Genomic DNA, 23,066 nt, shown 5'->3' on the forward strand with positions numbered 1-23,066 from the left:
ATACGATAAAGGTAGTATCGTATTATCGAAAGCACAGTAACCTAGGTTACACAGTTATGTTAAACAAAGTACAAAATTGGCGGTGTCGACAAGACTTGTCATATATGCCCAAAACCAAAGGTTCTTTCTAAAGCGTCGATGGACATATATATTCGGAAACGGGTAGATTTGCTTCCTTCATGGCATTGAAGCCTCCCGTTACATCAATAAGGTTGTGTATGCCCCTACTTTTCAACATCGATGAAGCGATAACGCTTCGGTATCCCCCGGCACAGTGTACATAAAAAGGTTTGTTATCGGGGAATTCGGTCAAATGGTCGTTCAGATAATCAAGAGGTGTATTGTTGGCCCCCAATACATGTTCAGACTTATATTCACTTTCTTTTCGAACATCGAAAACGGGTACTTTTTCGGTTTCCAGCACTTCCCTCAGGTCATCGGCGCTGATCTGGCTTACCGTGTCATATTCCATAGATGCCTCTTTCCAAGCTTCAAAACCTCCTTCAAGGTACCCCAATGTGTTGTCAAAGCCTACACGTGAAAGTCGGGTCACCGCTTCTTCTTCGCTTCCTTGTGGGGCCACCAACAATATGGGTTGCTCTACATCGGCGATCAATGCACCGACCCACGGCGCAAAATCGCCGTTCAATCCGATAAAAATGGAACGCGGAATATGACCTTTGACAAAATCGGCCTGATGGCGCACGTCCAATACAACGGCCCCGGTCTCATTTGCCGCAGCTTCGAACGCCTTTGGTGAAAGTGCACGGGTTCCTCTTTTCAGAACATCGGCAATGTCGTCATACCCTTCTTTGTTCATTTTAACGTTCAAAGGAAAATATTGGGGTGGCGGAAGCAGGCCTTCAGTAACTTCATCGATGAACTCTTCTTTGGTCATATCGGCACGCAAGGCATAGTTCATTTTCTTTTGATTGCCAAGGGTATCTACCGTTTCCTTCATCATATTCTTTCCGCAGGCAGAACCTGCTCCATGGGCGGGATAAACGATAATATCGTCAGCTAGGGGCATTATTTTTTCGCGCAGGCTATCGTACAACATACCTGCCAAATCCCTTTCCGTCAATTCGCCCATTTTCTGGGCCAGGTCGGGTCGGCCTACATCGCCAAGAAACAATGTGTCACCACTAAAGATGGCATGGTCTTTACCACCCTTATCCTTTAAAAGATAGGTAGTACTCTCCATCGTATGACCAGGTGTATGCAATACCTTAATGGTAACCTCGCCCAATTTGAACTCTTGGCCATCTTCAGCGGTAATGGCTTCAAAAGAAGGGTTAGCGTTCGGCCCATAGATGATAGGGGCACCGGTCTCCTTGGCCAAAGTCACATGTCCGCTTACGAAATCGGCATGAAAATGGGTCTCAAAAATATACTTGATCTTGGCATCATCGCGTTTGGCACGGTTGATATAAGGTTTTATCTCGCGAAGTGGGTCGATAATTGCGACCTCACCTTTACTTTCGATATAGTAAGCCCCCTGCGCCAAGCATCCGGTATAAATTTGCTCTATTTTCATTTACATAGGTGTTAATCGATGTAAATTTATGAAATATCACCGGGCAAGAAAGTAACATTGGTTACATATTATTACACAAAAGAGACCTGTAGCGATCTGCCAGGTCTCTTTTTGATAATATTTAAGTTTTGACGACTACAGCAGTGTAGTCGGACAGATGTATTCCGATTTAGGGATATCTGTCTTGGCAATCTCGTCAAAGCCGCCGATGACATCGACAAAATCATTCCAACCTCTTTGCTTGAGTATAGAGGCGGCAATCATACTTCGATACCCCCCAGCACAATGTAATATGAACGGCCTGTCTTTTGGAAATTGGGCCAGATTCTGATTGATCTGGTTCAAAGGAACATTTATCGCGCCGACGACATGCTCGGAATCGAACTCACTTTTCTTGCGTACATCGATTATCAGCGGTTTTTCATCTGACATGGCCTTTTCGAATTCCTTCACCGTAATACGGTCGGCATTTTCGTAACCCCTTCCTGCTTTCTTCCATGAGTCAAAACCTCCCTTCAGAAAACCTAGGGTGTTGTCGTAACCCACCCTTGATAGTCGGGTAATGGCCTCCTCCTCTTTTCCGGGATAAGTGACCAGCAGTATTTCATGTTTTACATCGGGAATCATTTCACCGACCCATTGTGCAAAACTACCCTCTAAACCAATATTGATACTATTGGGAATAAAGCCTTTTGCAAAATCTTGGGCATCCCTTGTATCGAGTACCAGGGCCCCTGTCTCATTGGCGGCAGCCTCAAATGCCTCGGGGGAAAAAGCCGTGGTCGCACGGTCCATTATCTTATCTAGGCTTTCATAACCTTTTATGTTCATCAAAACATTTTGGGGAAAATATCCCGGAGGTGTAGTAAGGCCCGTCAACAGTTCTTTAATAAACTCTTCTTTGGTCATATCTGCCCTTAACGCATAATTTACCTTCTTCTGATTTCCAAGGGTATCGGTCGTTTCCTTGCTCATCATTTTCCCACAGGCCGATCCGGCACCGTGATTGGGATATACGATCAAATCATCGCTGAGCGGCATGATCTTATTACGGAGTGAATCATAAAGATGCCCCGCCAATTTTTCCTCGGTCAGTTCCGAAACCACGTGCTGGGCAAGGTCGGGCCGCCCAACATCACCAATAAAAAGGGTATCCCCGGTGATTATTCCGTGTTCTTTGCCATTTTCATCGATAAGCAGATACGTCGTACTTTCCATGGTATGGCCCGGGGTATGTATTACCTTTACCTTATAATCTCCCACCTCGAAAAGCTGTCCGTCTTCGGCCGTAATGGCCTCATAAGCGGGTTTGGCACCCGGCCCGAAAACAATTTGGGAACCTGCCTTTTTTCTAAGGTCAAGATGACCACTTACGAAATCGGCATGAAAGTGGGTCTCAAAAACGTACTTGATTTTGGCATTGTCTTTCTTTGCCCTATCCAAATACGGTTGTACTTCCCTCAAAGGATCAAAAACCGCTGCTACACCATTGTTTTCGATGTAATAGGCGGCATGGGCCAAACATCCTGTATAAATCTGTTCTATTTTCATGGTTACGTATTTTATGGTTTATCCGTTAAAAATAATCTAGAAATTACTACCGTACAGTTACTTATGTTACATAAGCGGATTTCTTTGTCTGTAGCGCTATTTTCTCTTCGATGGCCGTTTTGCAACTTAATGCCCTACAATGTTCAAAAGCTTCGTTGGTCTTGACAAAGAAATTTTCCTTCCCTATATCGTTGATCAATCCGCTACTATGAAAGATATCACGGGTCGGGCCTATCGCCCCGGCAATGACCAGTTTTACTCCCCTGCTCTTTAGTTCAGCGATTAGCTGACGTAACATATGGACCGCACTACTATCAATATAGTTAATGGACTCTGCATTCAGGATGATATATTTTACTTCGGCACCCTTGCTATCAAGTTGCTTCAACAATTCCTTTTTAAAATACTCTTTATTGCCAAAATAGAGCTGTGCATCGAAACGTACGATCAAATACTCTTCGAAGGTCTCGGTATCTTCCGGAAAACGTGCCACGTTCTTAAAATAGTCGGTATTCCGTATTCGGCCCAATATGGCCATATGGGGCCTTGAGGTTCTATAGACAAGCAATAGCAACGAAATCAGAACGCCCAATAAAATGCCTTCTTTGATACCAACGATAAGGGTGATCAAGAACGTAGCGATCAAAAGGAAGAATTCATCCCTACGGTTTTTGAACAATTGAACGGGATATTTAAAATCGATCAATCCGAAAACGGCTACCATGATGATTGCAGCCAAGACCGCATTGGGCAAATAATAGAACAAAGGCGTTAAGAACATCAGCGTGAGCGCCACCACAAGTGCACTTACCAATGGGGCAATTCCCGTTTTAGCACCTGCCTGATCATTGACCGCAGTTCTTGAAAATCCTCCGGTCACTGGGTACGAATGAAAAAAAGACCCAACAATATTCGAGGCTCCCAAAGCGATGAGCTCTTGGTTGGGGTCAACGATGTAATCAATATGTTTTTCCTCAACGGCCTTTGCCACCGAAATGGCTTCCATAAAGGCTATCAAAGCAAGGGTAAGTGCAATGGGCAGCAATTCGGAAATTCTCGAAAAGCCTGTGGCAGGTAGTTCAAAGGATGGCAGACCACTGGGTACATTGCCTACAATCTTTACACCTACATCGCCAAGGTTGAAAAAATAGACCCCCAAAACACCGCATACCACTACGATCAAGGCCGCCGGAATTCGTTTGCCAAACTTCTTGATGGTCTTTATAAGAACGATCGCTATTATACCGATACCCAAGGTAATCATATTCGTGTCGGTAATCGTGGTGAAAGCATTCTTCAATAGAATATGTATTTGATTGCTGCTTTCAACTGAAGTGCCCAATAGATGTTTTAACTGGCTTAGCCCAATGATAATGGCCGCGGCAGAGGTAAATCCACTAATTACCGGTTTAGACAAAAAATTGACCAAAAAGCCCATACGTAACAATCCCAAACCCAACTGGATCGTTCCCATGAACAAGGCCAAAAAAACGGCCATGGCAATATATTCATCGATACCTGAAAGTGCAAGGGCGCCAAGGCCAGATGCTACCAAAAGCGAATCCATGGCGACGGGCCCCACGGCCAACTGGCGCGATGTGCCCATAATCGCATATATCACTTGTGGAACCAGAGAAGCATAAAGTCCGAAAACAGGCGGTAGGCCGGCGATCATCGCATAGGCCATACCTTGCGGAACCAACATGATACCCACGGTAAGTCCGGCACCGATATCACCTGATAGATAAGATTTTTTATAGTTCGGAAGCCACTGTAAAATAGGCAAATAGCTTTTGGACATTTAAAGGGATTTAATAACAAAAATACATGGCCATATGCACATATACAGTAACATTGGTTACAGATAAAAACCCTATAATTGCAGCAGTTTGATGTAGTTTCTGTGAAGCTCGATCTTGCCCATTTGTTCGAGCTTTTTCAACAATCGTGAAATTACGACACGCGAGCTATGAAGTTCATAGGCGATCTCTTGATGGGTATTGTGAACGATATCCCCTTTGTTTATCCTTGCCTTTTCCTTGAGGTAGCTTACCAAGCGCATATCCATTTTGTCAAAAGCGATACTATCCAAAGTATTCAATAGTTCATTTAATCGACCGTGGTAGCTCTCAAAAACAAAATTTCGCCAAGATTTATACTTTGCCGTCCATTCCTCCATTTTATGAACAGGTATCATAATCAGTTTCGCATCCGTTTCGGCAACCGCCCGCACTTCACTTTTGGCGTCGCCCATACAGCAGGTCAAGGTCATCGAACAGGTATCGCCCTTTTCTAAATAGTAGAGCAAGAGCTCATTACCGTCAGTGTCTTCACGATATACTTTGATGGCGCCCGAAACCAAAAGGGGCATTGCCTTTACGTAATGTCCTATTTCCATCAATTTGAAACCCTCGGGAATTTCCTTAAAAGTACCCACCTGCAGAATCTCGTTGATCAAGGCATCCTCAAAAACGTGTCCGTAACCTTCCTTTAATTCCTGTATCATGCAAAGTTCTATTTTATGGCATCGGCCATGGGGCCTTATTATATTTGAAAAAAGTCGGCCCATATCGATTTTGAAACGGCTCCAGTATAGGGCATTGACAAAACAAGGCCCGTAACTATCGTAGCAAAAAGTTGCAAAGGGCCGAAATCAAGGCCCAACAAACGGGTAAGCACATAGATGGCTACCGCAACGGCAATTATGACCGCATACGAAACATACATAGAACCATAATTTAAATTAGGCTCGGTACTGTATTCAAGTCCGCATTTGGGCGATTTCTTTTCACCGTGTTAAATTTACCCAAATTATAGGGATTGGCCTCTAAAAAAGCCCCTTTATGGCATCGCTGAAATTTTAAAAAAAACATACAGTAAAGTTTTGAACCCTTACCGGACATTCCGATCAATTTTAAATCAAAAATAAACCTTCAAGCCATTCGATTCGGTAACAAAGGTTACATATTTGGGTTTTCAACGAACTTGCCCGGTGCGATTATGAGATGGCAACCAAGAGCCTATGAAATAATAACGCCCTCACATTTTTGGTTCAGAAGAATAGCAAAAGATAGATATTTCAAAAATACCTACGAAATTACAGGTGAGGCGGTTTTAAAGAATCATTAATTAAGATCTGTACGATAAAAAAAAGATCTCAACAGTCAAAAAGGCCAATCAATAGTGCCCTCGATTTCTTCAAGAATAGAATCTTGCCTATCATCGACTATGTCGTACTTTATGTAGTTATTGTCAAGAAATATTGAAATTCTCTGCAGATCCTCTGAAGAACCTTTTATCTCGATTTTGTGCATAATGTAATGGTTAGTCCGGTCTAAGCACAATAATGCTCTTCTTCAAAAAATATTGTGGGTCAGGATGATAAACAATACATCAATTGGCATACTTGGATAAATACTTTAAAGAACAGATAAAAAATCCATAACAATTATAAGAAAAGTCTTTATCGGCACAGGTTCTAAGATAATTGCCCGGACCGTGGTTTTAAGAACTTTTCCAATGGTATAATATAGGTTCGGCACCTGTAATGGGACCGTACAAAAACCAACTTGACCAAAAGCCGCCCTATGGTATAGGCCGTCAATCCAACAAAATCAGACAATTTAATATCATTTTCATCGTTTTTGGGGTACTAATCATAAAAACAAACATTATGGAGAAAATCGGCATGTGGGCTATTTGTCTGCTATTTACAGGAATCATATCCTGCAAAGAAACCGCTGACGAACAGCAAGAATTGAGCGAAACACTTGATAAGATCGAGTCAGTTGAAAAAGCTATTGACGAAACGTCGGAAGAACTTGAAAAAAAAGCCAATGATGTCGAAGAGGCTTTGCAAGAATTGGATAACATATAATTTTAAGCAATGACCAAGATGAAAAATACTATACAATCGATTGCTCTGGCTCTATTAATATCAGGCTTATTTTGCACTTCGTTGCAGGCCCAGGGAAAATCACAGGAGAAAAAAGCCGAAATAAAGGAAAAGAAAGAAAAAATCAAGGAGAAGGAGGCGGATATCAGGGAAAGTAAGAAAGAGGCCAAAGAGCTGAAAAAGGAGTTGCGGGAAGAAGAGAAGGCCCTAAAACAAGAGGAAAGGGAATTGAAGAAGGAAGCTAAGGCGGAAGCCGACGATGCAACCGCTGACCTTGATGGTCCCAAGAGGGTCAAGGAGAACGAAGAATTCAAGAAAAAAACAGGCAAAGGCCATGCATACGGAAAGGATAAAGGCGATATGACCGGCCGCGAGTTCGGGCAATATCGTGCAGCTATGGCCAAGGAAAAAGCCGAGGAAACCGATAGAAGTTTTCGCGAGAAAGAAGAAATGGTCAAAAAGGGAAGGGAGAAAATAAAAAATGCCCGTGAAAGAGTCGAACAGCAGCGTCAAGAGAAGACGGTCGATGAAGAAATCCTGACTGAAAAAGAGGAAAAAATAACAAAGGCCGAGGAAAAATTGAATGAACTGGAAGATATTATCAAGAAGGGCAGGGAAAAAATAAAGAAGAAGACCGAAGAAATCGAGGAAATTGCAAAACCGATAGAATAGAATACTATCGCGTTAAGTGTGGACACTATCCCACTAAGTGTGTAACTTCAGATAAACAGGGGTTGGACTTTATTTAACGTCCGACCCTTTTTTCATGAATGGTCAGGAACTGATTTAGAATTTTGCCCCAATACGGCACTTTATCAAAGTTTTGTAAGTTTTGACCCAGAGAAATAAATCTACCGTCCTATAGGTTTAACTTGGCGATTTCTTCATTCGAAAGGGCCCTATCATAAACGGCCAATTTTGCGATTCCGCCAACAAAGAAATTTCCAATTTCGCCCAATCTATCTACTGCACCTACCGTAAAATCAGAGCCGTCCTCTCCCCCATCATAAATCTGATATTCAAACTTGTAAGGGTTGAGCCCTTCCCGTTTGTCCAATTTTCCATTTAAGTAGGACTTGGCATATGTGCCATCGAAGCTGAAAGCAACGGTCACCCAATCACCATATTCAATTGGTGTTTTTCCAATGGAAGCGTCCATGGCCCATTTATGTCCTGGAGTGGGGCCGCCCACATAGGAAACGTGCCCACAGACTTGGTCACCGCTCTCTTTTTGCAAAAGGTTCAAAAACAGGTAATATTGGCGTTTCTTTCGGGTCTCGTTCCACATTCCTGCAATGGCTTCACATTGTTCGTATGATTTTTCTCGTCGGTTAATTTTGGCCACAATGGTAAATTTGGAATTGTCGCCATGAAAATCCAAAGCGGGGCAATCTTTTCTTGGTATGTACAGATATCCTCCTTCTTCTATATTGAGATAGCTGGTGGTTTCATCCTTTTTGAAAGTTACCAACTCATTGGCTTTGGTCAACTTATAATTAACCTGTCCTTCACTAACCAAAGAATTATCCGTACTAAAATCCCAAAAGGCCAATGGTTCGGACTCATTGGTTGTTGCGCATGAAAGCAAGCAGCTTGTTAAAATCAAAATCAATAACTGTCTCATATTTTAAAATTTTAATATTCAACCCTTATATTTCCGATGATATCAGATGAATCCAGTAAAAACAAAAGCACTATCAATCAGTCAGTTGACAGTGCTTTGCTACCCACTTGAAAAGTGGTTCGTCGGGATGACAGGATTTGAACCTGCGACCACACGGCCCCCAGCCGTGTGCGCTACCGGACTGCGCTACATCCCGAAAATTAATTTTCATCTAGGTATCGTTCGATACCTCTTTTTTTAATCTTTCGCTCCAGCTCTATCGCTTTGGACCTACTTTCAACCGGAAATGATTTGATCAATTTCCAGGGAATTCCCTTAGACGTATATTTTTTGCCTCCACTGTTGTGAGTGGCAAAACGTTTCGTAAGGTTATCGGTCTGCCCGCAATAATATCGCCCCAGTTTTTCACTGAACAATATGTAAACCTCATATTCCATACTCCTTTGCGACCATCCCGCCTAAGGCGGGATGCGCTACCGGACTGCGCTACATCCCGAAATAGAGTTTAAAAAACCAAATATAGGTTTGCTTTGCAGTTTTTCGACTAGAAAAAACCGCATCGTAGTGCAGTTTATCCTGAGCGTAGTCGAAGGGCTACATCCCGAAATCGGATTGCAAAAATATAAAAGTTAACTGTACTACCATCAATCTTTTTCGAAAAAGATAAACTACCTCAAACTTTCGATCCATTCGAACATTCTTTCGGTCCAACCGCGTAAATGCACATTTTCCCTCGCCAATGAAAAGCCATGGCCTCCTTCGGGATAAATATGCATAGTCGCTGAAACCCCCTTATCTTTTAATGCCTGAAAGAAAAGTAGACTATTCTCGACCGGTACGCCCATGTCATCGGTTGCATGTATTATAAACGTTGGGGGCGTTTTTTCGGTCACCTGTTTCTCATTTGAAAAATGTTCGACCATTTCAGAACTGGGGTTTTCCCCTAATAGATTCTTTTTGGATCCACTATGGGTCGAATTACCGAAAGTGATTACAGGATATCCCAAAGCCATAAAGTCGGGGCGAGCGGTCAGCGTATCTATTTCATCCACCGGTTCGTATACTTTTTCGTCAAAATGGGTGCCCAGAGTCGAGGCCAAGTGACCTCCCGCGGAAAATCCGATAATTCCAATTTTAGTGGGATTTATATGAAATTCAGATGCCTTGCTCCTCACCAGCCGTATCGCCCGTTGCGCATCGATCAAGGGTACATTATGCTTTTCTGTCTGCGACACACTTGAGGGCAAACGATATTTTACCACGATGCCCGCTATTCCCTTTCCGTTCAAGAATTTAGCGATATCGGTACCCTCCCAGTCATAGGCCAAAATACCGTAACCACCACCTGGAAAAATCAGCATGGCCTCTGCCGTGGCATTTTTCTTTGCCGGTAGATATACTTCGATGGTCGGTTGCTGCACTTTGGCAATCCTCACAATATCTTCGGAAATAACCTCTTCTTTTTCATCAGATACTATGCTATTCGGAATCTTGTCGTTAGGCCATAAGGGAATGATGGCATCTTGCGCATTTATCATAAAAGTAACTAGTATAGATCCTAACAAGGATAATTTAAACTTCTTTTTGTAGTTCATCGCGATTGTTTTAGTTACTATTCGCACTCCCATTTGAAATTGGCCACAGGGTCTTTGTGCGCCCCTTGAAGATTATAGTGCCACCACTCGGTACGTGTTGACCAGAACCCATGCTTTTCCATGGTTTCTTTCAAGAGTTTTCGATTATCGAGAATCTCTTGCGGTAAATCGGTATTATGGTGATAGGCCCTCTTTCCAAAAAAATCAAAATCGGTGCCCATGTCAAGTTCTTCGCCTTTCAAAGTGACCAATGTTATATCGACCGCTCCTCCCTTATTGTGAATTGATCCTTTTTCAGGATTAGCGACGTACTGCGGATTCGGCACGATCTCCCACATTTTGTATTGTACCGAATTCGGGCGGTAGCAATCATAAAACTTTATTTTCACCCCAGCTTTCCTAAAGTCGGCATTGGCGTTCAACAGAGCCTTTACGGTCTTGACCCGCGTGTAACATTCGGCGCAATCATAAACTTTTTCCTTTAAAAAATTATTTTCGGTCGCATAGCGCATGTCAAAGGCAAATCCATCACTAAAGTCGGCCAATCGTACAAATGTAGTATCGGTCAGACCTTCAAAAGTTCTGAATTTCTTTGACGCAGTACCTTTGATACGTGCCGAATCGACTTTTTGAACGGACTGGGTTCCTTCGCTTGCATTTTTAGAGGTTTCTTGCCTGCATCCAAATGCAATGAACAATAAGAAGGCGGTTAAGCAATATCGTGTCATATAATATCCTAAAAATATAAAAGATACCGCAAATTAAATTTTAAAAAGCTTAAATCCCTAAGAATCCGACTCGACCTATAATAAAATGATTATTTTATGCCGGTATTTGTCCATCCTTTTTGAATATAGCCTATGAATTTTAGAATTACCCTCCTAATCGTAATTTCTGTAATCGGCTTTTCTTGTAAACAACAGAAAACCGAGGTACAAACAACCGAAAAAAATGTGAAGGATTTTTGGATGTTAGGTTTTGAAAAAACGGATGTTAATCCGATAATGACCGCCGATTCGACCCCCATTTTTACCGACCCGGTTACCAAAAAGAAAGTCCACTGGCAAAAGGCCGATGTTTTCAATCCTGGAGTTATCGTCAGAAACGATACCGTATTTATGCTCTTTAGGGCCGAGGACAACCCTGCCGCTATCTTGGGCGGGAGAACATCGCGTATCGGATTGGCCTACAGCACCAATGGTGTCGATTTTACAAAATATCCCGAACCGGTACTATATCCGGATAATGACGAATTTTCAAAATGGGACCAGCCGGGCGGAATCGAAGACCCACGTATTGTAGAAACTGCCAATGGCACCTATATCATGCACTATACCAGCTGGAACAAAGACGTTGCCCGACTTTCTTGCGCGACTTCTAAGGATTTGAGAACGTGGACCAAACACGGGCCCGTGTTTCAAAAAGCATACGATGGTAAATTTTTGGACGTCTGGAGCAAATCGGGATCCGTGGTGACCGAATTGGTGGACGGAAGGCTAACGGCAAAAAAAATCAACGGCAAGTATCTGATGTACTGGGGCGAACTATTTGTCAATTTGGCCCAATCAGAAAATGGTATCGACTGGACGCCCCTGCTCGATGAAGAAGGAGAACTGCTACATGTTTTCGAGCCCACCTTGAACGAGTTCGATAGTCATCTCACCGAACCAGGGCCACCGGCGCTCTACACCGAAAATGGAATCTTGCTTTTGTACAATGGCAAGAACCTTAATGGTGCAGGGGCAACGACAAAATATCCCGAGGGCACATACTGTGGTGGCCAAGTACTCTTTGATAAGAACGACCCCAAAAAGTTTTTGGCCCGACTTGAAACCCCTTTTATCTGCCCTAGCCTTCCGCATGAAATCAGCGGTCAATACAAGGCCGGAACAACTTTTATCGAGGGGCTGGTCTATTTTAAGAACAGGTGGTTTTTATATTATGGCACGGCCGATTCAATGGTAGGGTTGGCAGTCAAAGAGTGAACAGTCGATAGTGTTTGAGGGGCATGGGCGTGAATGTGACGTGGAGATTCAAAGGACGTATGAAAAAAGAGTGAACAGTCGATAGTGTTTGAGGGGCATGGGTCGGTTATTTTTCCAATATTCGTTTGAAATCGATAAAAAAAGTTTGTTTTATGCGGCCAGGTTTAACGATACTTTCCCTTTTTGTGGGGCTGTTCTTTGCTTGCAAAGAACACACGCAAAAACCCATACCTGCACAGGTTAAGCCAAACATCGTTCTGATCATGGCAGATGATCAGGGTTGGGGCGATCTGGGCGTTAATGGAAATACCAACCTCAGCACCCCGAACATCGATGCATTGGCGAAAAATGGGGCGACTTTTGAAAACTTTTATGTGCAACCGGTATGTTCGCCCACACGCGCCGAATTGCTCACAGGGCGCTATGCAAGGCGTTTAGGGGTATATCGCACTTCAGTCGGTGGTGAACGCATGAACCTGAATGAAACGACCATTGCCGAACTTTTGAAACAGGCCGGATATGAAACCGCCGCCTATGGCAAATGGCACAACGGCATGCAACCACCGTACCACCCGAATTCTAGGGGTTTTGATGACTATTATGGGTTCGCATCCGGTCATTGGGGCAATTATTTCAGTCCGATGTTGGAGCATAATGGTAGAATCGTCAAAGGCAAGGGGTTTTTGGTTGACGACCTGACCGACCATGGTATCGATTTTATGGAAAAGAATCGGGATAATCCTTTTTTTCTGTATTTACCACTCAACACACCCCATAGTCCGATGCAGGTTCCCGATGCTTACTGGGAAAACTTCAGGGACAAAAATTTGGCGATGAAATATCTTGGAGACGAGGAAGAAAACGAGAATTTTACACGAGCGGCATTGGCCATGGTCGAAAACATCGATCACAATGTGGGAAGGATCATGAACAAGTTGAGGCAACTGCAATTGGAAGAAAGCACAATTATCATTTATCTTTCAGACAATGGACCCAACGGTTGGCGCTGGAACGGAGGTATGCGTGGCAGAAAAGGGTCTACGGACGAAGGTGGAGTGCGCACCCCATTTTTCATTCAATGGAAGGATTCTATCCCCGCCGGCAAAAAAATAAAACAGATAGGAAGCGCCTTGGACCTGTTGCCCACCCTATCGAATCTCGTGGGTATCGTTCCGAAAACGCAAAAACCGCTGGACGGAAGGAACCTTGCACCCTTGATTTTTGACGAAAACCCGGAATGGACAGATAGGATACTTTTCAATCATTGGAACGGTAAGACAAGTCTGCGCACGCAACAGTACCGTTTAGATGCAGAAGACCGGCTTTACGATATGGTCGATGATCATGGGCAGGCCAAAGACGTGGCACAAGAATTTCCACAACTGACCGATTCTTTGAAGAAGGTCAAAGAACATTGGCTTGCCGAAATCATTGCCTTTACCCGTGAAACGGATGATAGGCCCATAACCTTGGGGCATCCCGATTTTGTATATACGCAGATTCCCGCGCGTGATGGCATTCCTCATGGCAATATAGAACGTAGCAGTATTCACCCGAACAATACTTTTTTTACGAACTGGAAAAGTGTAAACGATTCCATTACCTGGGATGTCGAAGTGTTGGCCGACGGGAAATTCGAAGTGGAACTCCATTACACGCTAAAATCAAAAGATGCCGGGGTTACCCTTCAATTATCGCATGGTGAGCGTACCTTGATTTCCGTGGTGACAGAGGCCCACGACCCACCGTTAACCGGAATGGAAAATGATCGCGATCCGCGTATCGAATCGTATGTCAAAGCATTCAAACCGCATATTTTGGGAAAAATCGAGCTTCGAAAAGGGAGAAATCAACTTACCCTAGAAACCCTGAAAATGGACGGGGACGAAGGAATCGACATGCGGTTGTTGATGTTCAAGAGAATTGAGTGACTCAATTTTGCGTATAAATCAGCTTTTCACTATCGGCATACCCGATCCGTTCGGCCTTGGCCTCAAAAGAAATATCTTTCGGCAAAGGTTTTGAATAAACGTTCCAAATAGAATCCTGGGGCTGTTTCCAAACAATGGTAGCATCCGGTTTTTTTGAAATTAGACGAATACCATCTTCTTTATCTTCCACTTCCAACGGTGATAGTTTTGGTTGTTCTCCATTTGGCAGCCATTTGGCTAACAAGTCCCTCTCAGCATATTGCCCCAAATCGTTGGTTTCTTTGATCCAATCTTCTAAGGTTCTGCGATAGTGCAGCAGCGTATCTTTGAACTCGGGGGCATCGGCCAGGTTGTTCAACTCATAAGGGTCGTTGCGCAAATCGTACAATTCTTCGACAGGTTTGGGGGCTTTTAACCAAATCGATTGTTCATCATTCAACTTTCCGGCGGCGTACAACCTTCGCAGTTCACGCATCATGGGCATTTGCTCCCGATAAGAATTGGGTATGGCATGCGGCAATTCGGTGTTATAGCTTTTGATGTATTTAAAACGTTCGGATCGTACGGCACGTACCCGATCGTAGAATTCATCAAAACGGTCGGAGGAATGAAACGTGTACTCAGGTTTTTTATCCGCTTCATATATTCCGAACTGTGCCGCCCCTTGAATCACTTTTGGCGGTTCGATACCTGCCAAAGAAAGTACGGTAGGCGCATAGTCGATAAAACTGATCAGGCGGTCATCGATACCCCCGGCGTTTTCGTTGTCGGGAAACTTAACGATCAAAGGCACTTTAACCCCGCTATCGGTTAATGACCTTTTATGTCGTGGGAAAGGGCCGCCGTGGTCGCCATAGAAAAAGATGATACTGTTTTTGTAAAGTCCGTCTTCTTTTAGATCCGCGATAACTTCCCCGATCTGGTCGTCTAACCGTTTCAAATTGCTATAATTGACCGCAATATCGTGCCGAATGGTATCAGTATCGGGAAAATAGGGAGGAACCGGCACATCTTTGGGGTCGACAAAAAGGGAATCCTTCCCCCTACTCCAAATTTGTGATTCGTGGCTTACACCAAAGTTAAAGACCGTAAAAAAAGGTTGTCCTCCTTTTCTTTTTCGCCAATGCCTTTGTTTACCGCTTTCATCCCAAGCGGCATCCGTTTTTTCGAAATTGTAATCTTCCTTTGGACCATTGGCCGTGTAATATCCATTTTTTCTCAAATATTCGGTGAACATCCGTACCCCGTTCGGAACTATCGGCGAGTAACTTGGTAGGCTATCTAGCAAAGGTTCGTTCACCTCGCGCGATGGTGTGTACGTTCTCATATTATGGGTTCCCAAGGTCGTTGGATACATTCCCGTAATGAGGGCGCTTCGGGCCGGAGCGCAAACCGGTACGGGCGATACGGCATTGGTGAAGGTGACACCATCACTCGCCAAAGCTTCGAGGTTCGGAAGTGAAATAGTGCTATCGCCATACATCGGAAAAAAGTCAGGGGACTGGTCTTCGGCCACCAACCAGATAATATTCGGTCGTGATAGTTCGCTTTCATTCAAGTTTTCGTTCTGCTTTTTATCGGCGCATGAGATATATAGGAGGAAGAGCGCCCCCAAAAGATTGGCAAGTTTCGGTTTGTACATAATGATGTTTTGAAATTGAGAACCCCTTAAAGATAAGGTATTAAACCAAAAAACCTCCCTTCAGAAAAAAGGGAGGTTCTCAACTAATTTGCTTCAAAATTATTCCAGGCCTTCAAGAAAATTAAGGCTTTGAGGCACTTGTTCTACCACTCTAGAGCATTCATCTTCTATGAACATATATTCGACTACCCCTAGTTCTTGGGCCCTTTTTACGACCCCGGCGATATCTACCTGCCCTGTGCCCAACACTACATTGGTCTCAACATCTTCGTGACCGGTATCGTTACCTTTCACTCCCTTTTCCATATCCTTAAGATGTAATAAAACGAATTTATCGGGATACTTGTTCAACAAAGCCAAGGGATCCTCACCTCCGTGCTGCACCCAATAAACATCCATTTCAAAGGCAAAATCCTTTGCATTTTTGGCCATATAGTCAAACAAAGTACCATCTTCATAAGGACGGAACTCGTAACCATGGGCATGATAGGCCAGTGTAAGGCCTGCTTCTTTCAATTTTTTCCCGGCCGTATTGAACACTTCGGTCGCCTCCTTGGTCTTGGCAATATCGAAATTGTTCCCTTCATGGGAAATCCATGCACACATGACATATTTGGCACCGAAAGTTTTCGCATTTTCAATAATCTTATCGATATTTCCATCTTTCAGATCATCATATCCGGCACCGACACTGACTACGTCAAGGTTGTTTTTTTTGAGCAGGCCTTTGAACTCATCCATCTCAAGTCCGTACGTTCCACCGCCTTCCAAATTGGTGATGCCCCAACTGTTGATCAATTGCAGCGTGCCGGGTACATCGGTCTTGAATTGATTGCGAAGGCTGTACAGTTGCAACCCTACTTCTTGGGCGTTCAACGACATTGCAAAAGCCGCAAGAATTATGACTACGGTAAATTTCTTCATTATGGCCTATGTTAAAAGGTTACCATCTTCATCCCATTCGGCAATGACACCTCGCTTGCTCTGGTCGACACATTTTGCGATCCATTCGGGATCGTAGGCCACGCCGTGCTGATCTAACACATCTTGGGGTACCCCATCCCAGACATTGGGCATATTTCCCTTATACCCGAGGTCGGCTATACCGACTTTAGAGGTATAATAGCCTGTCATCGTCAGGCCCCGCATCATATAGAAAAATTGTATTTCCAAGGGTTGGTCGTCCAAGGGCACTTCGATATCGTGGTAGCAAATTTGATCACAGATCTGTTTTTGCTGTTCCAAGGTCGCCGATTTGAAATCGGTTCCGAACTCGGTATTGCTCTTATGGTCCAACCACATGAGACCTCCCAATAGGGTGGTTTGCATTTCCGGAATGTCTTTTCCCATAAATTCAATGAACTCGGGAACATCAGCTTCCAAAGGTCCGCCATGTGGTTCTTTAGGAGGAAGTATGACCGTACTCAAGACCCCGATGGTCTCCATTTCGTGTTCGTTGAACAATCGCTCGGCATTTAGTTTTTCGATCCGCTCAAGTTCCTTGGGCGTTCGACCAAAATACTTTTCATCGGATGCGGCGACCGCTTCTTCAACATTGGCATCGCCTTCGGTCTTGCAACCATGAAACGCCAAGGCCGAGGCCCCTGCACCAAGGATTATGGTCTGTATGCTTTTTCTTCTATCCATCTTCTTCTAAATATTTTGTTTTTTCAGTTGTTCGATGATATAATCACTGGCCCTCCATGAAAGCGCCAAAATTGTCAAGGTACAGTTTTTATCGGCCTGCGAAGTAAAAGGACCTGCATCGGTGATAAAGACATTGTCGACATCGTGCAGTTGCTGAAATTCGTTCGTAACCGATGTTTTCGGATCTTTGCCCATTCGGGTCGTGCCCACCTCATGGATAATCTGACCAGGGGCCAACAGTCCATAGTCTTTGTCCTTGCCAGGTTTTTCCCCCAAAGGCTCGCCACCCATATTGTGTATCAGTTCTTCAAATGTGTCCTGCATATGTTTGGCCTGCTTAATCTCGAGGTCGGAATGTTTGTAGTTGAACTTAAGCACCGGAATGCCGAATTGATCGACCGTAGTGGGGTCGATCTCGCAATAATTTTCCTTTCTTGCGACACTTTCTCCCCTACCGCCAAAACCAATGACAGAACCATAGTACTTTTTGACATCGTCACGCAATTGGTCGCCATAGCCGCCGACCTTCAAACCGAAGAATTTATTGAAGTCGTTCGGATTCCATGCAAAGCCGTAATTAGGGTTGCTCATTCCGCCCCAAACCTCGATGTGATATCCTCGGGGAAAATCCAATTTTGAATGATCTCCCCACCATGGCGAATAGACGTGCATACCGCCTACCCCATCTTCATTGTAGGAAACTTTTCTATTCATCAACCCGGGAATGAATCCTGCGGCACTGGCACCGGTAGAATCGTGCAAATAATGACCTACGAGGTCGCTGCTATTGCCCAATCCGTTGGGGTGCTGTTTGCTCTTCGAGTTCAATAGAATTCTAGCGGTACTGCAGGCCGAGGCGGCCAGAACTACGACCTTGCCCCTTAATTTGTATTCCCTTCTATCTTCTTTATTGATATAGGATACCCCGGTTGCTTTTCCTTCGTCGTTGGTCGTTACCTCCCGTACCATGCAATTGACAAACAATTTGACCTTGCCTCCATTTTTTTGGGCAGGAAATATCAGGCAGCTACCCGCGGAGAAATCGGCATAAACGGAACATGAACGGCCACATTGTCCACAATAAAAACAGACACCTCTATCTTCGTTTATCTTTTTGGTCAACATGGAAAGCCGACCGGGAATTACCGGAATTCCACTTTTTTTGGCCCCGTTGATATAAAAAAGTTCATGTAATCTAGGCTTTGGTGGAGGAAGAAAAAATCCGTCAGGATCGTTGGGCAACCCTTCCTTTGAACCAAAAACCCCGATCAATTTTTCGGTCTTATCATAGTAGGGTTTGACATCGTCATACCCTATCGGCCAATCTTCTCCGTAACCATCATGTGATTTTCCCTTGAAGTCTTTCGGACCGAACCGAAGTGAGATACGCCCCCAATGGTTGGTTCTTCCACCCAACATCCTTGCACGCCACCACTTGAATTCAGTGCCTTCTTCATGGGTATAAGGCTCTCCTTCGACCTCCCAGTCGCCCCAGGACATATCCCATTCTCCAAATGCACGATCCGTTCCGGCACCTCTTCTCGGCGAATCATAGGCCCATTTAAGTTGTGTCATGGTCTTGGGGTCTTTGGGGTCAAAAAATGGGCCCGCCTCAACAACGGCCACATTAAGCCCGGCATCCGCGAGTTGCTTGGTGGCCATGCCCCCACCCGCACCCGAGCCTACAATAATTACATCATATACCTCAGAGCTTTCTTTTATTTGCATAGTTTGATTTTTGTTATTTGCAACAATTTAAAAAATAATTAAGGAGTATTCCTATTTTTTTATCCGAATAACACAAAAGCGGTCAAAGATGACATAAAACCGTCGGTCAACGACAATCAATATTTATGCGAGCGATGTTACATTTTAGGGTACTCGCTTGACCCCGGAAAAACGTCGGTTGGTTTGACCAAATCGATAAAATTCAATCTCAGTGACCCTTAATTATACAGGCCGATTTCAGTTGGGGAAATCGAATTCGCTAAAAGTTTGCCATTTGATCGATAGCTTCGGCAACCGTTTTCACGGGAAGTTTACACGTACTGTTTTGACATACGTAAATAAAAGTGCTTTCTTCATCAAAACGATCTTTGAACAGCGGAAGATTACTAGGTTCGGCACTACCCACTACGATTGCATTCGGAATATAATTCTCATTAAATGCAGTTACCAGTGATAAGGCCTGATCACCGACCACGGCAACCTCAAAGTACGGATGGGTGAAGGCCATTGATAACTGGCCCCATTTCGCAAAACCGGCCAAATCGGTTTGCATGACTCCGGCCATATTGGCCAACATGACCTCCGAGCCTTCAATCAGTTCTAAATCATAACCGATATGCCCGAGTTTTAGCAGATTACCTGCCATTATCGCGTTCGGGGAGGGCAACACGCCGTCATTTGTCTTTATTATTCTTGAAATCAACTCGTGACCTTTGTTAAAATGGAACATTTTTGAAGCTTGGTCAAAAAAATCTTTTTGGGCCGTTTCTTGCAGTTCATAAGCGAAATCGAGGTATACTTCCTCAAGGGTAACACCATATAGACTGAGCGCTGCGTCAATAACGAAGGCATAGTCTTCCACAAAGCCAGTATTGCGCTTGCTTCCCTTTTTGAACGCATGCACCAATTCTTTTTCTTGGTAGTTGTTCTGCCTTAAATAGCCGAATATTTCTTTGGCCTTGTCAAGAAATTCGGTGTTCCCGAATGCCTTATGGGCATCGAGATAGCCATTGATCAACAGCGCGTTCCATGAGGTGATTATCTTGTCATCTATACTGGGCCGCACCCTTGTCATCCGTTGATCCAAAAGTGATTTTTTCCACCGTGACCCTGCATTGGCCATATCACTTTCCGAAACATTGTTGCTTTTAGCGAAATCAACGTTCTCGACCTCTTTGTACAATACGTAGTTGTCGTTTTCCCAAACGGTCTCAGGGCGAATATTGTAGTATTCTGAAAACAGTCTGAAGTCGTCTTGCAATATATCTTTCAGTTCATCTGCTTTCCAAACGTAGAACTTTCCTTCTTCACCTTCGCTGTCGGCATCGATGGCTGCATAAAAGCCTCCTTCCCCATTGTACATTTCACGCTCAAGAAACTCAATGGTTTCCAAAACGACCTTATAGTAGTCCGGATCTTTGAAAACCTGATACGCCTTGGCATATAGACTCAACAACTGGGCGTTGTCATAAAGCATTTTTTCAAAATGAGGAACTTTCCATTGACCATCTGTGCTATACCTAAAGAACCCACCGCCAACATGATCATAGACGCCTCCTAGGGCGATCTTGTCCAACGTGTTTTTAACATGGGCCTTTGCCTGTTCATCGCCGGTCAAGAGTGCATAATCAAGTAAAAAAGTTAAATTTATGGGAAGCATGAATTTTTCGGGCCCCTTATCTCCTCCCCATTCGAAGTCCCAGTTGGCCCTCCAAATATCCACTGCTTCCGCTAGTAGGTCAGGTGAGATTCCCTTGGTGTCGTTTTGTGGAGAAACAATATTTGCCTCTTGAACTCCCGTCGCAACCATGTCGGCATACTCATTGGCTTTTTCGGGGCTATCTTTATACAACTGATGAATCTTTGCAAGTACTTCGCTCCATTGTTTCTTCGTGTGATAGGTTCCTCCATATAAAGGCTTTCCATTGGGCAGGGCGATAATGTTCAGGGGCCAACCACTATTCTGGTCGATAAGCTGTACGAAGGTCTGGTAGATGTGGTCGATATCGGGTCGCTCTTCGCGATCAATTTTTATGCTTACGAAATTCTCGTTCATTAGGGCCGCCACTTCTTCATCTTCAAAAGTTTCTTCCTCCATTACATGGCACCAATGGCAAGATGAATAGCCGATACTGATCAGCAAAAGCTTATCTTCTTTTTTGGCGTCTTCCAAGGCTTCTTCACTCCAAGGCCTCCAGTCCACCGGATTGTGGGCGTGTTGCAACAAATAAGGGCTTGTTTCTGAAATGAGCGCATTGGTATATTCGTGCTCGGTTGTTTTTTCTTCGACCTGACCTTTGCAGGCGATAAAAAAGACAAGCGCAAACAACCGTAAATGTCCCCAACATGGCTTATATAATTGAATTTTCATGTCCTATCTTTAAATATCCGCTAAATTACCCATTAAAAAGGTACTATCAATCGAATTACAAAATCTATCTAAACTTTGGCCCGTTTTAATGAGTTTTCAATATCTTTAGAAGCATTCAATAAAAAAGAGGCAATAAACCGAACCATGAAAAAAGATACATTCAACCTAGATCGCCGCAATTTTATCAAAGGCACATCGGCCGCTATGTTATTCTCGACCTTTAGCGCCTATGGGTTTGATCTGACCAATGAAGACAAACCGATTCGGGTAGGGTTGATCGGTACGGGATGGTACGGCACGAGCGATCTTTTTAAATTGATTCAGGTTGCCAATGTCAATGTAGTGTCGCTTTGTGACGTCGACAGTAAATTTTTGAACGAAGTGGCAGTTCTTGTGTCACAGAGACAAAAATCAGGCAAGAAACCCAAGCTGTACTCCGACTACCGCAAGATGCTAGAGAAAAAAGATCTGGATATCGTGCTTATCGGAACACCTGATCACTGGCATGCATTGCAATGCATCGCCGCGATCGAATCGGGTGCGCATGTTTATGTGCAAAAACCTATCAGTGTTGATGTTATTGAAGGGGAGGCCATGGTCGCGGCGGCAAGAAAACATAACAAGGTAGTACAGGTGGGCACGCAGCGCAAAAGCACTCCGCACCTTATCGAGGTAAAAAAACGAATAGTCGATGCGGGTCTTCTCGGGAAGATAAAGCATGTAGAAATGTGCTGTTATTATCATATGCGGGCCAATGGGAATCCACCCTTGGAACCCGTTCCGGATTTTTTGGATTATGAAATGTGGACAGGTCCCGCACCTTTGCGGCCCTACGATGGGCTTCCGCATAGAAGGTGGTGGCGAACTTTTATGGAATACGGCAACGGGATAACAGGCGACATGTGTGTACACATGTACGACACCGTGCGCTGGATGCTCAAATTGGGATGGCCAAAAAAAATAACCGCTACGGGAGGTATTTATGTGCAAACGGATGGCAAATCAAATATTGCCGATACCCAAACGGCTATTTTCGAACACGATGAACTGAACTGCGTCTGGCAACACCGAACATGGGGCACACCGGCCGATCCGGAATATCCCTGGTCATTCAAATTATATGGTGAAAAGGGAACACTGTCGGGAAGCACGATGCAAGCCGATTTTGTACCTTTCGACAAAGATGCCGAACCCATACATTTCGATGTACTCTACGAAAAAGAACAATACCCCGAAGATCTTATAGAAAAGGACAATGAGTTGAATGCCGCCCCGGCAACTCGACGACATATGCGCAACTTTTTAGCGGCCATAGAAAATGGAACCCGTCCCGTAGCCGATATCGAAGAAGGTCATATCTCAACGGCAAGCTGTATTTTGGCCAACTTATCAATGGAGTTGGGGCGACCCCTTTCATATGACCCAAAAACAAGAACGGTTATCGACGATCCCGAAGCCACGAAACTGCTTCAAAGAGAATATCGCGGGCCTTGGGAACATCCACACCCTGATCAGTTTAGTTAGTTCTTAGAATCTCAATGCCAGACGCTTACAATAATC

20 protein-coding genes and 1 tRNA gene are annotated in these 23,066 nt (G+C 44.1%); 5 read left to right on the top strand and 16 right to left on the bottom strand.

The features are described 5' to 3' along the window. Nucleotides 1–127: 127 nt before the first annotated feature. The 6 genes from ACEZ3G_RS13150 to ACEZ3G_RS13175 all read right to left on the bottom strand — a co-directional run bounded on the left by ACEZ3G_RS13150 (nucleotide 128) and on the right by ACEZ3G_RS13175 (nucleotide 6,402). Complete coding sequence (locus ACEZ3G_RS13150) at nucleotides 128–1,537, bottom strand: MBL fold metallo-hydrolase (protein ID WP_432425954.1); 1,410 nt, start codon at nucleotides 1,535–1,537, stop codon at nucleotides 128–130. A 135-nt stretch (nucleotides 1,538–1,672) separates the two neighbouring features. Next, entirely contained in the window at nucleotides 1,673–3,088 is a 1,416-nt protein-coding gene (locus ACEZ3G_RS13155) for an MBL fold metallo-hydrolase (RefSeq protein WP_432425955.1), read from the bottom strand. Between the two features lie 61 nt (nucleotides 3,089–3,149). Beyond that, on the bottom strand, nucleotides 3,150–4,889 hold the full coding sequence (locus ACEZ3G_RS13160) for a SulP family inorganic anion transporter (RefSeq protein ID WP_432425956.1): 1,740 nt from the start codon (nucleotides 4,887–4,889) through the stop codon (nucleotides 3,150–3,152). Nucleotides 4,890–4,961: 72 nt separating this feature from the next. Further along, complete coding sequence (locus ACEZ3G_RS13165) at nucleotides 4,962–5,594, bottom strand: Crp/Fnr family transcriptional regulator (RefSeq protein WP_432425957.1); 633 nt, start codon at nucleotides 5,592–5,594, stop codon at nucleotides 4,962–4,964. 38 nt (nucleotides 5,595–5,632) lie between these two features. Then, nucleotides 5,633–5,815: a hypothetical protein gene (locus ACEZ3G_RS13170; RefSeq protein WP_432425958.1), complete on the bottom strand. Its 183-nt coding sequence runs from the start codon at nucleotides 5,813–5,815 to the stop codon at nucleotides 5,633–5,635. A gap of 437 nt (nucleotides 5,816–6,252) precedes the next feature. Continuing rightward, nucleotides 6,253–6,402 carry a hypothetical protein gene (locus ACEZ3G_RS13175; protein ID WP_432425959.1) on the bottom strand — a complete coding sequence of 50 codons (150 nt, stop codon included), beginning with the start codon at nucleotides 6,400–6,402 and terminating at the stop codon, nucleotides 6,253–6,255. A 359-nt stretch (nucleotides 6,403–6,761) separates the two neighbouring features. Here ACEZ3G_RS13175 and ACEZ3G_RS13180 point away from each other — a divergent pair, with 359 nt between their 5' ends. Both ACEZ3G_RS13180 and ACEZ3G_RS13185 read left to right on the top strand, forming a co-directional pair. Further along, entirely contained in the window at nucleotides 6,762–6,965 is a 204-nt protein-coding gene (locus ACEZ3G_RS13180) for a hypothetical protein (protein ID WP_432425960.1), read from the top strand. Nucleotides 6,966–6,983: 18 nt separating this feature from the next. Next, nucleotides 6,984–7,655 (top strand): hypothetical protein, encoded by a 672-nt coding sequence (locus ACEZ3G_RS13185; RefSeq protein ID WP_432425961.1) that lies wholly within the window; start codon nucleotides 6,984–6,986, stop codon nucleotides 7,653–7,655. Nucleotides 7,656–7,842: 187 nt separating this feature from the next. On the opposite strand, the gene ACEZ3G_RS13190 is transcribed toward ACEZ3G_RS13185, so the two are convergent. From ACEZ3G_RS13190 to ACEZ3G_RS13210, 5 genes are all read right to left on the bottom strand, one after another. Continuing rightward, nucleotides 7,843–8,607, bottom strand: a complete 765-nt coding sequence (locus ACEZ3G_RS13190; protein WP_432425962.1) for a LamG-like jellyroll fold domain-containing protein — start codon at nucleotides 8,605–8,607, stop codon at nucleotides 7,843–7,845. Nucleotides 8,608–8,729: 122 nt separating this feature from the next. Beyond that, a tRNA-Pro gene (locus ACEZ3G_RS13195) sits at nucleotides 8,730–8,803 on the bottom strand. A gap of 4 nt (nucleotides 8,804–8,807) precedes the next feature. Next, nucleotides 8,808–9,044, bottom strand: a complete 237-nt coding sequence (locus ACEZ3G_RS13200) for a GIY-YIG nuclease family protein (protein WP_432425963.1) — start codon at nucleotides 9,042–9,044, stop codon at nucleotides 8,808–8,810. A gap of 231 nt (nucleotides 9,045–9,275) precedes the next feature. Then, nucleotides 9,276–10,202, bottom strand: a complete 927-nt coding sequence (locus ACEZ3G_RS13205; protein WP_432425964.1) for an alpha/beta hydrolase — start codon at nucleotides 10,200–10,202, stop codon at nucleotides 9,276–9,278. A gap of 17 nt (nucleotides 10,203–10,219) precedes the next feature. Continuing rightward, entirely contained in the window at nucleotides 10,220–10,930 is a 711-nt protein-coding gene (locus ACEZ3G_RS13210; RefSeq protein ID WP_432425965.1) for a M15 family metallopeptidase, read from the bottom strand. Nucleotides 10,931–11,062: 132 nt separating this feature from the next. On the opposite strand from ACEZ3G_RS13210, the gene ACEZ3G_RS13215 reads away from it, so the two are divergent. Both ACEZ3G_RS13215 and ACEZ3G_RS13220 read left to right on the top strand, forming a co-directional pair. Further along, nucleotides 11,063–12,187, top strand: a complete 1,125-nt coding sequence (locus ACEZ3G_RS13215; RefSeq protein ID WP_432425966.1) for a glycoside hydrolase family 130 protein — start codon at nucleotides 11,063–11,065, stop codon at nucleotides 12,185–12,187. 152 nt (nucleotides 12,188–12,339) lie between these two features. Then, entirely contained in the window at nucleotides 12,340–14,118 is a 1,779-nt protein-coding gene (locus tag ACEZ3G_RS13220) for an arylsulfatase (RefSeq protein ID WP_432425967.1), read from the top strand. Nucleotide 14,119: 1 nt separating this feature from the next. Here ACEZ3G_RS13220 and ACEZ3G_RS13225 read toward each other — a convergent pair whose 3' ends face one another. The 5 genes from ACEZ3G_RS13225 to ACEZ3G_RS13245 all read right to left on the bottom strand — a co-directional run bounded on the left by ACEZ3G_RS13225 (nucleotide 14,120) and on the right by ACEZ3G_RS13245 (nucleotide 21,506). Then, nucleotides 14,120–15,760 carry a sulfatase family protein gene (locus tag ACEZ3G_RS13225; protein ID WP_432425968.1) on the bottom strand — a complete coding sequence of 547 codons (1,641 nt, stop codon included), beginning with the start codon at nucleotides 15,758–15,760 and terminating at the stop codon, nucleotides 14,120–14,122. Between the two features lie 99 nt (nucleotides 15,761–15,859). After that, complete coding sequence (locus ACEZ3G_RS13230) at nucleotides 15,860–16,684, bottom strand: sugar phosphate isomerase/epimerase family protein (RefSeq protein ID WP_432425969.1); 825 nt, start codon at nucleotides 16,682–16,684, stop codon at nucleotides 15,860–15,862. Nucleotides 16,685–16,690: 6 nt separating this feature from the next. Continuing rightward, entirely contained in the window at nucleotides 16,691–17,407 is a 717-nt protein-coding gene (locus ACEZ3G_RS13235) for a gluconate 2-dehydrogenase subunit 3 family protein (protein ID WP_432425970.1), read from the bottom strand. 6 nt (nucleotides 17,408–17,413) lie between these two features. Further along, nucleotides 17,414–19,135, bottom strand: a complete 1,722-nt coding sequence (locus tag ACEZ3G_RS13240) for a GMC family oxidoreductase (protein ID WP_432425971.1) — start codon at nucleotides 19,133–19,135, stop codon at nucleotides 17,414–17,416. A gap of 259 nt (nucleotides 19,136–19,394) precedes the next feature. Beyond that, the gene (locus ACEZ3G_RS13245) at nucleotides 19,395–21,506 is read right to left on the bottom strand and encodes a thioredoxin domain-containing protein (protein WP_432425972.1); all 2,112 of its coding nucleotides are present in this window, start codon (nucleotides 21,504–21,506) and stop codon (nucleotides 19,395–19,397) included. A gap of 144 nt (nucleotides 21,507–21,650) precedes the next feature. On the opposite strand from ACEZ3G_RS13245, the gene ACEZ3G_RS13250 reads away from it, so the two are divergent. Then, nucleotides 21,651–23,030 (top strand): Gfo/Idh/MocA family protein, encoded by a 1,380-nt coding sequence (locus tag ACEZ3G_RS13250; protein WP_432425973.1) that lies wholly within the window; start codon nucleotides 21,651–21,653, stop codon nucleotides 23,028–23,030. The last annotated feature ends 36 nt before the right edge of the window (nucleotides 23,031–23,066 follow it).

Origin of the sequence: Meishania litoralis (assembly GCF_042611095.1) — a bacterium.
GTDB lineage: Bacteria > Bacteroidota > Bacteroidia > Flavobacteriales > Flavobacteriaceae > Meishania > Meishania litoralis.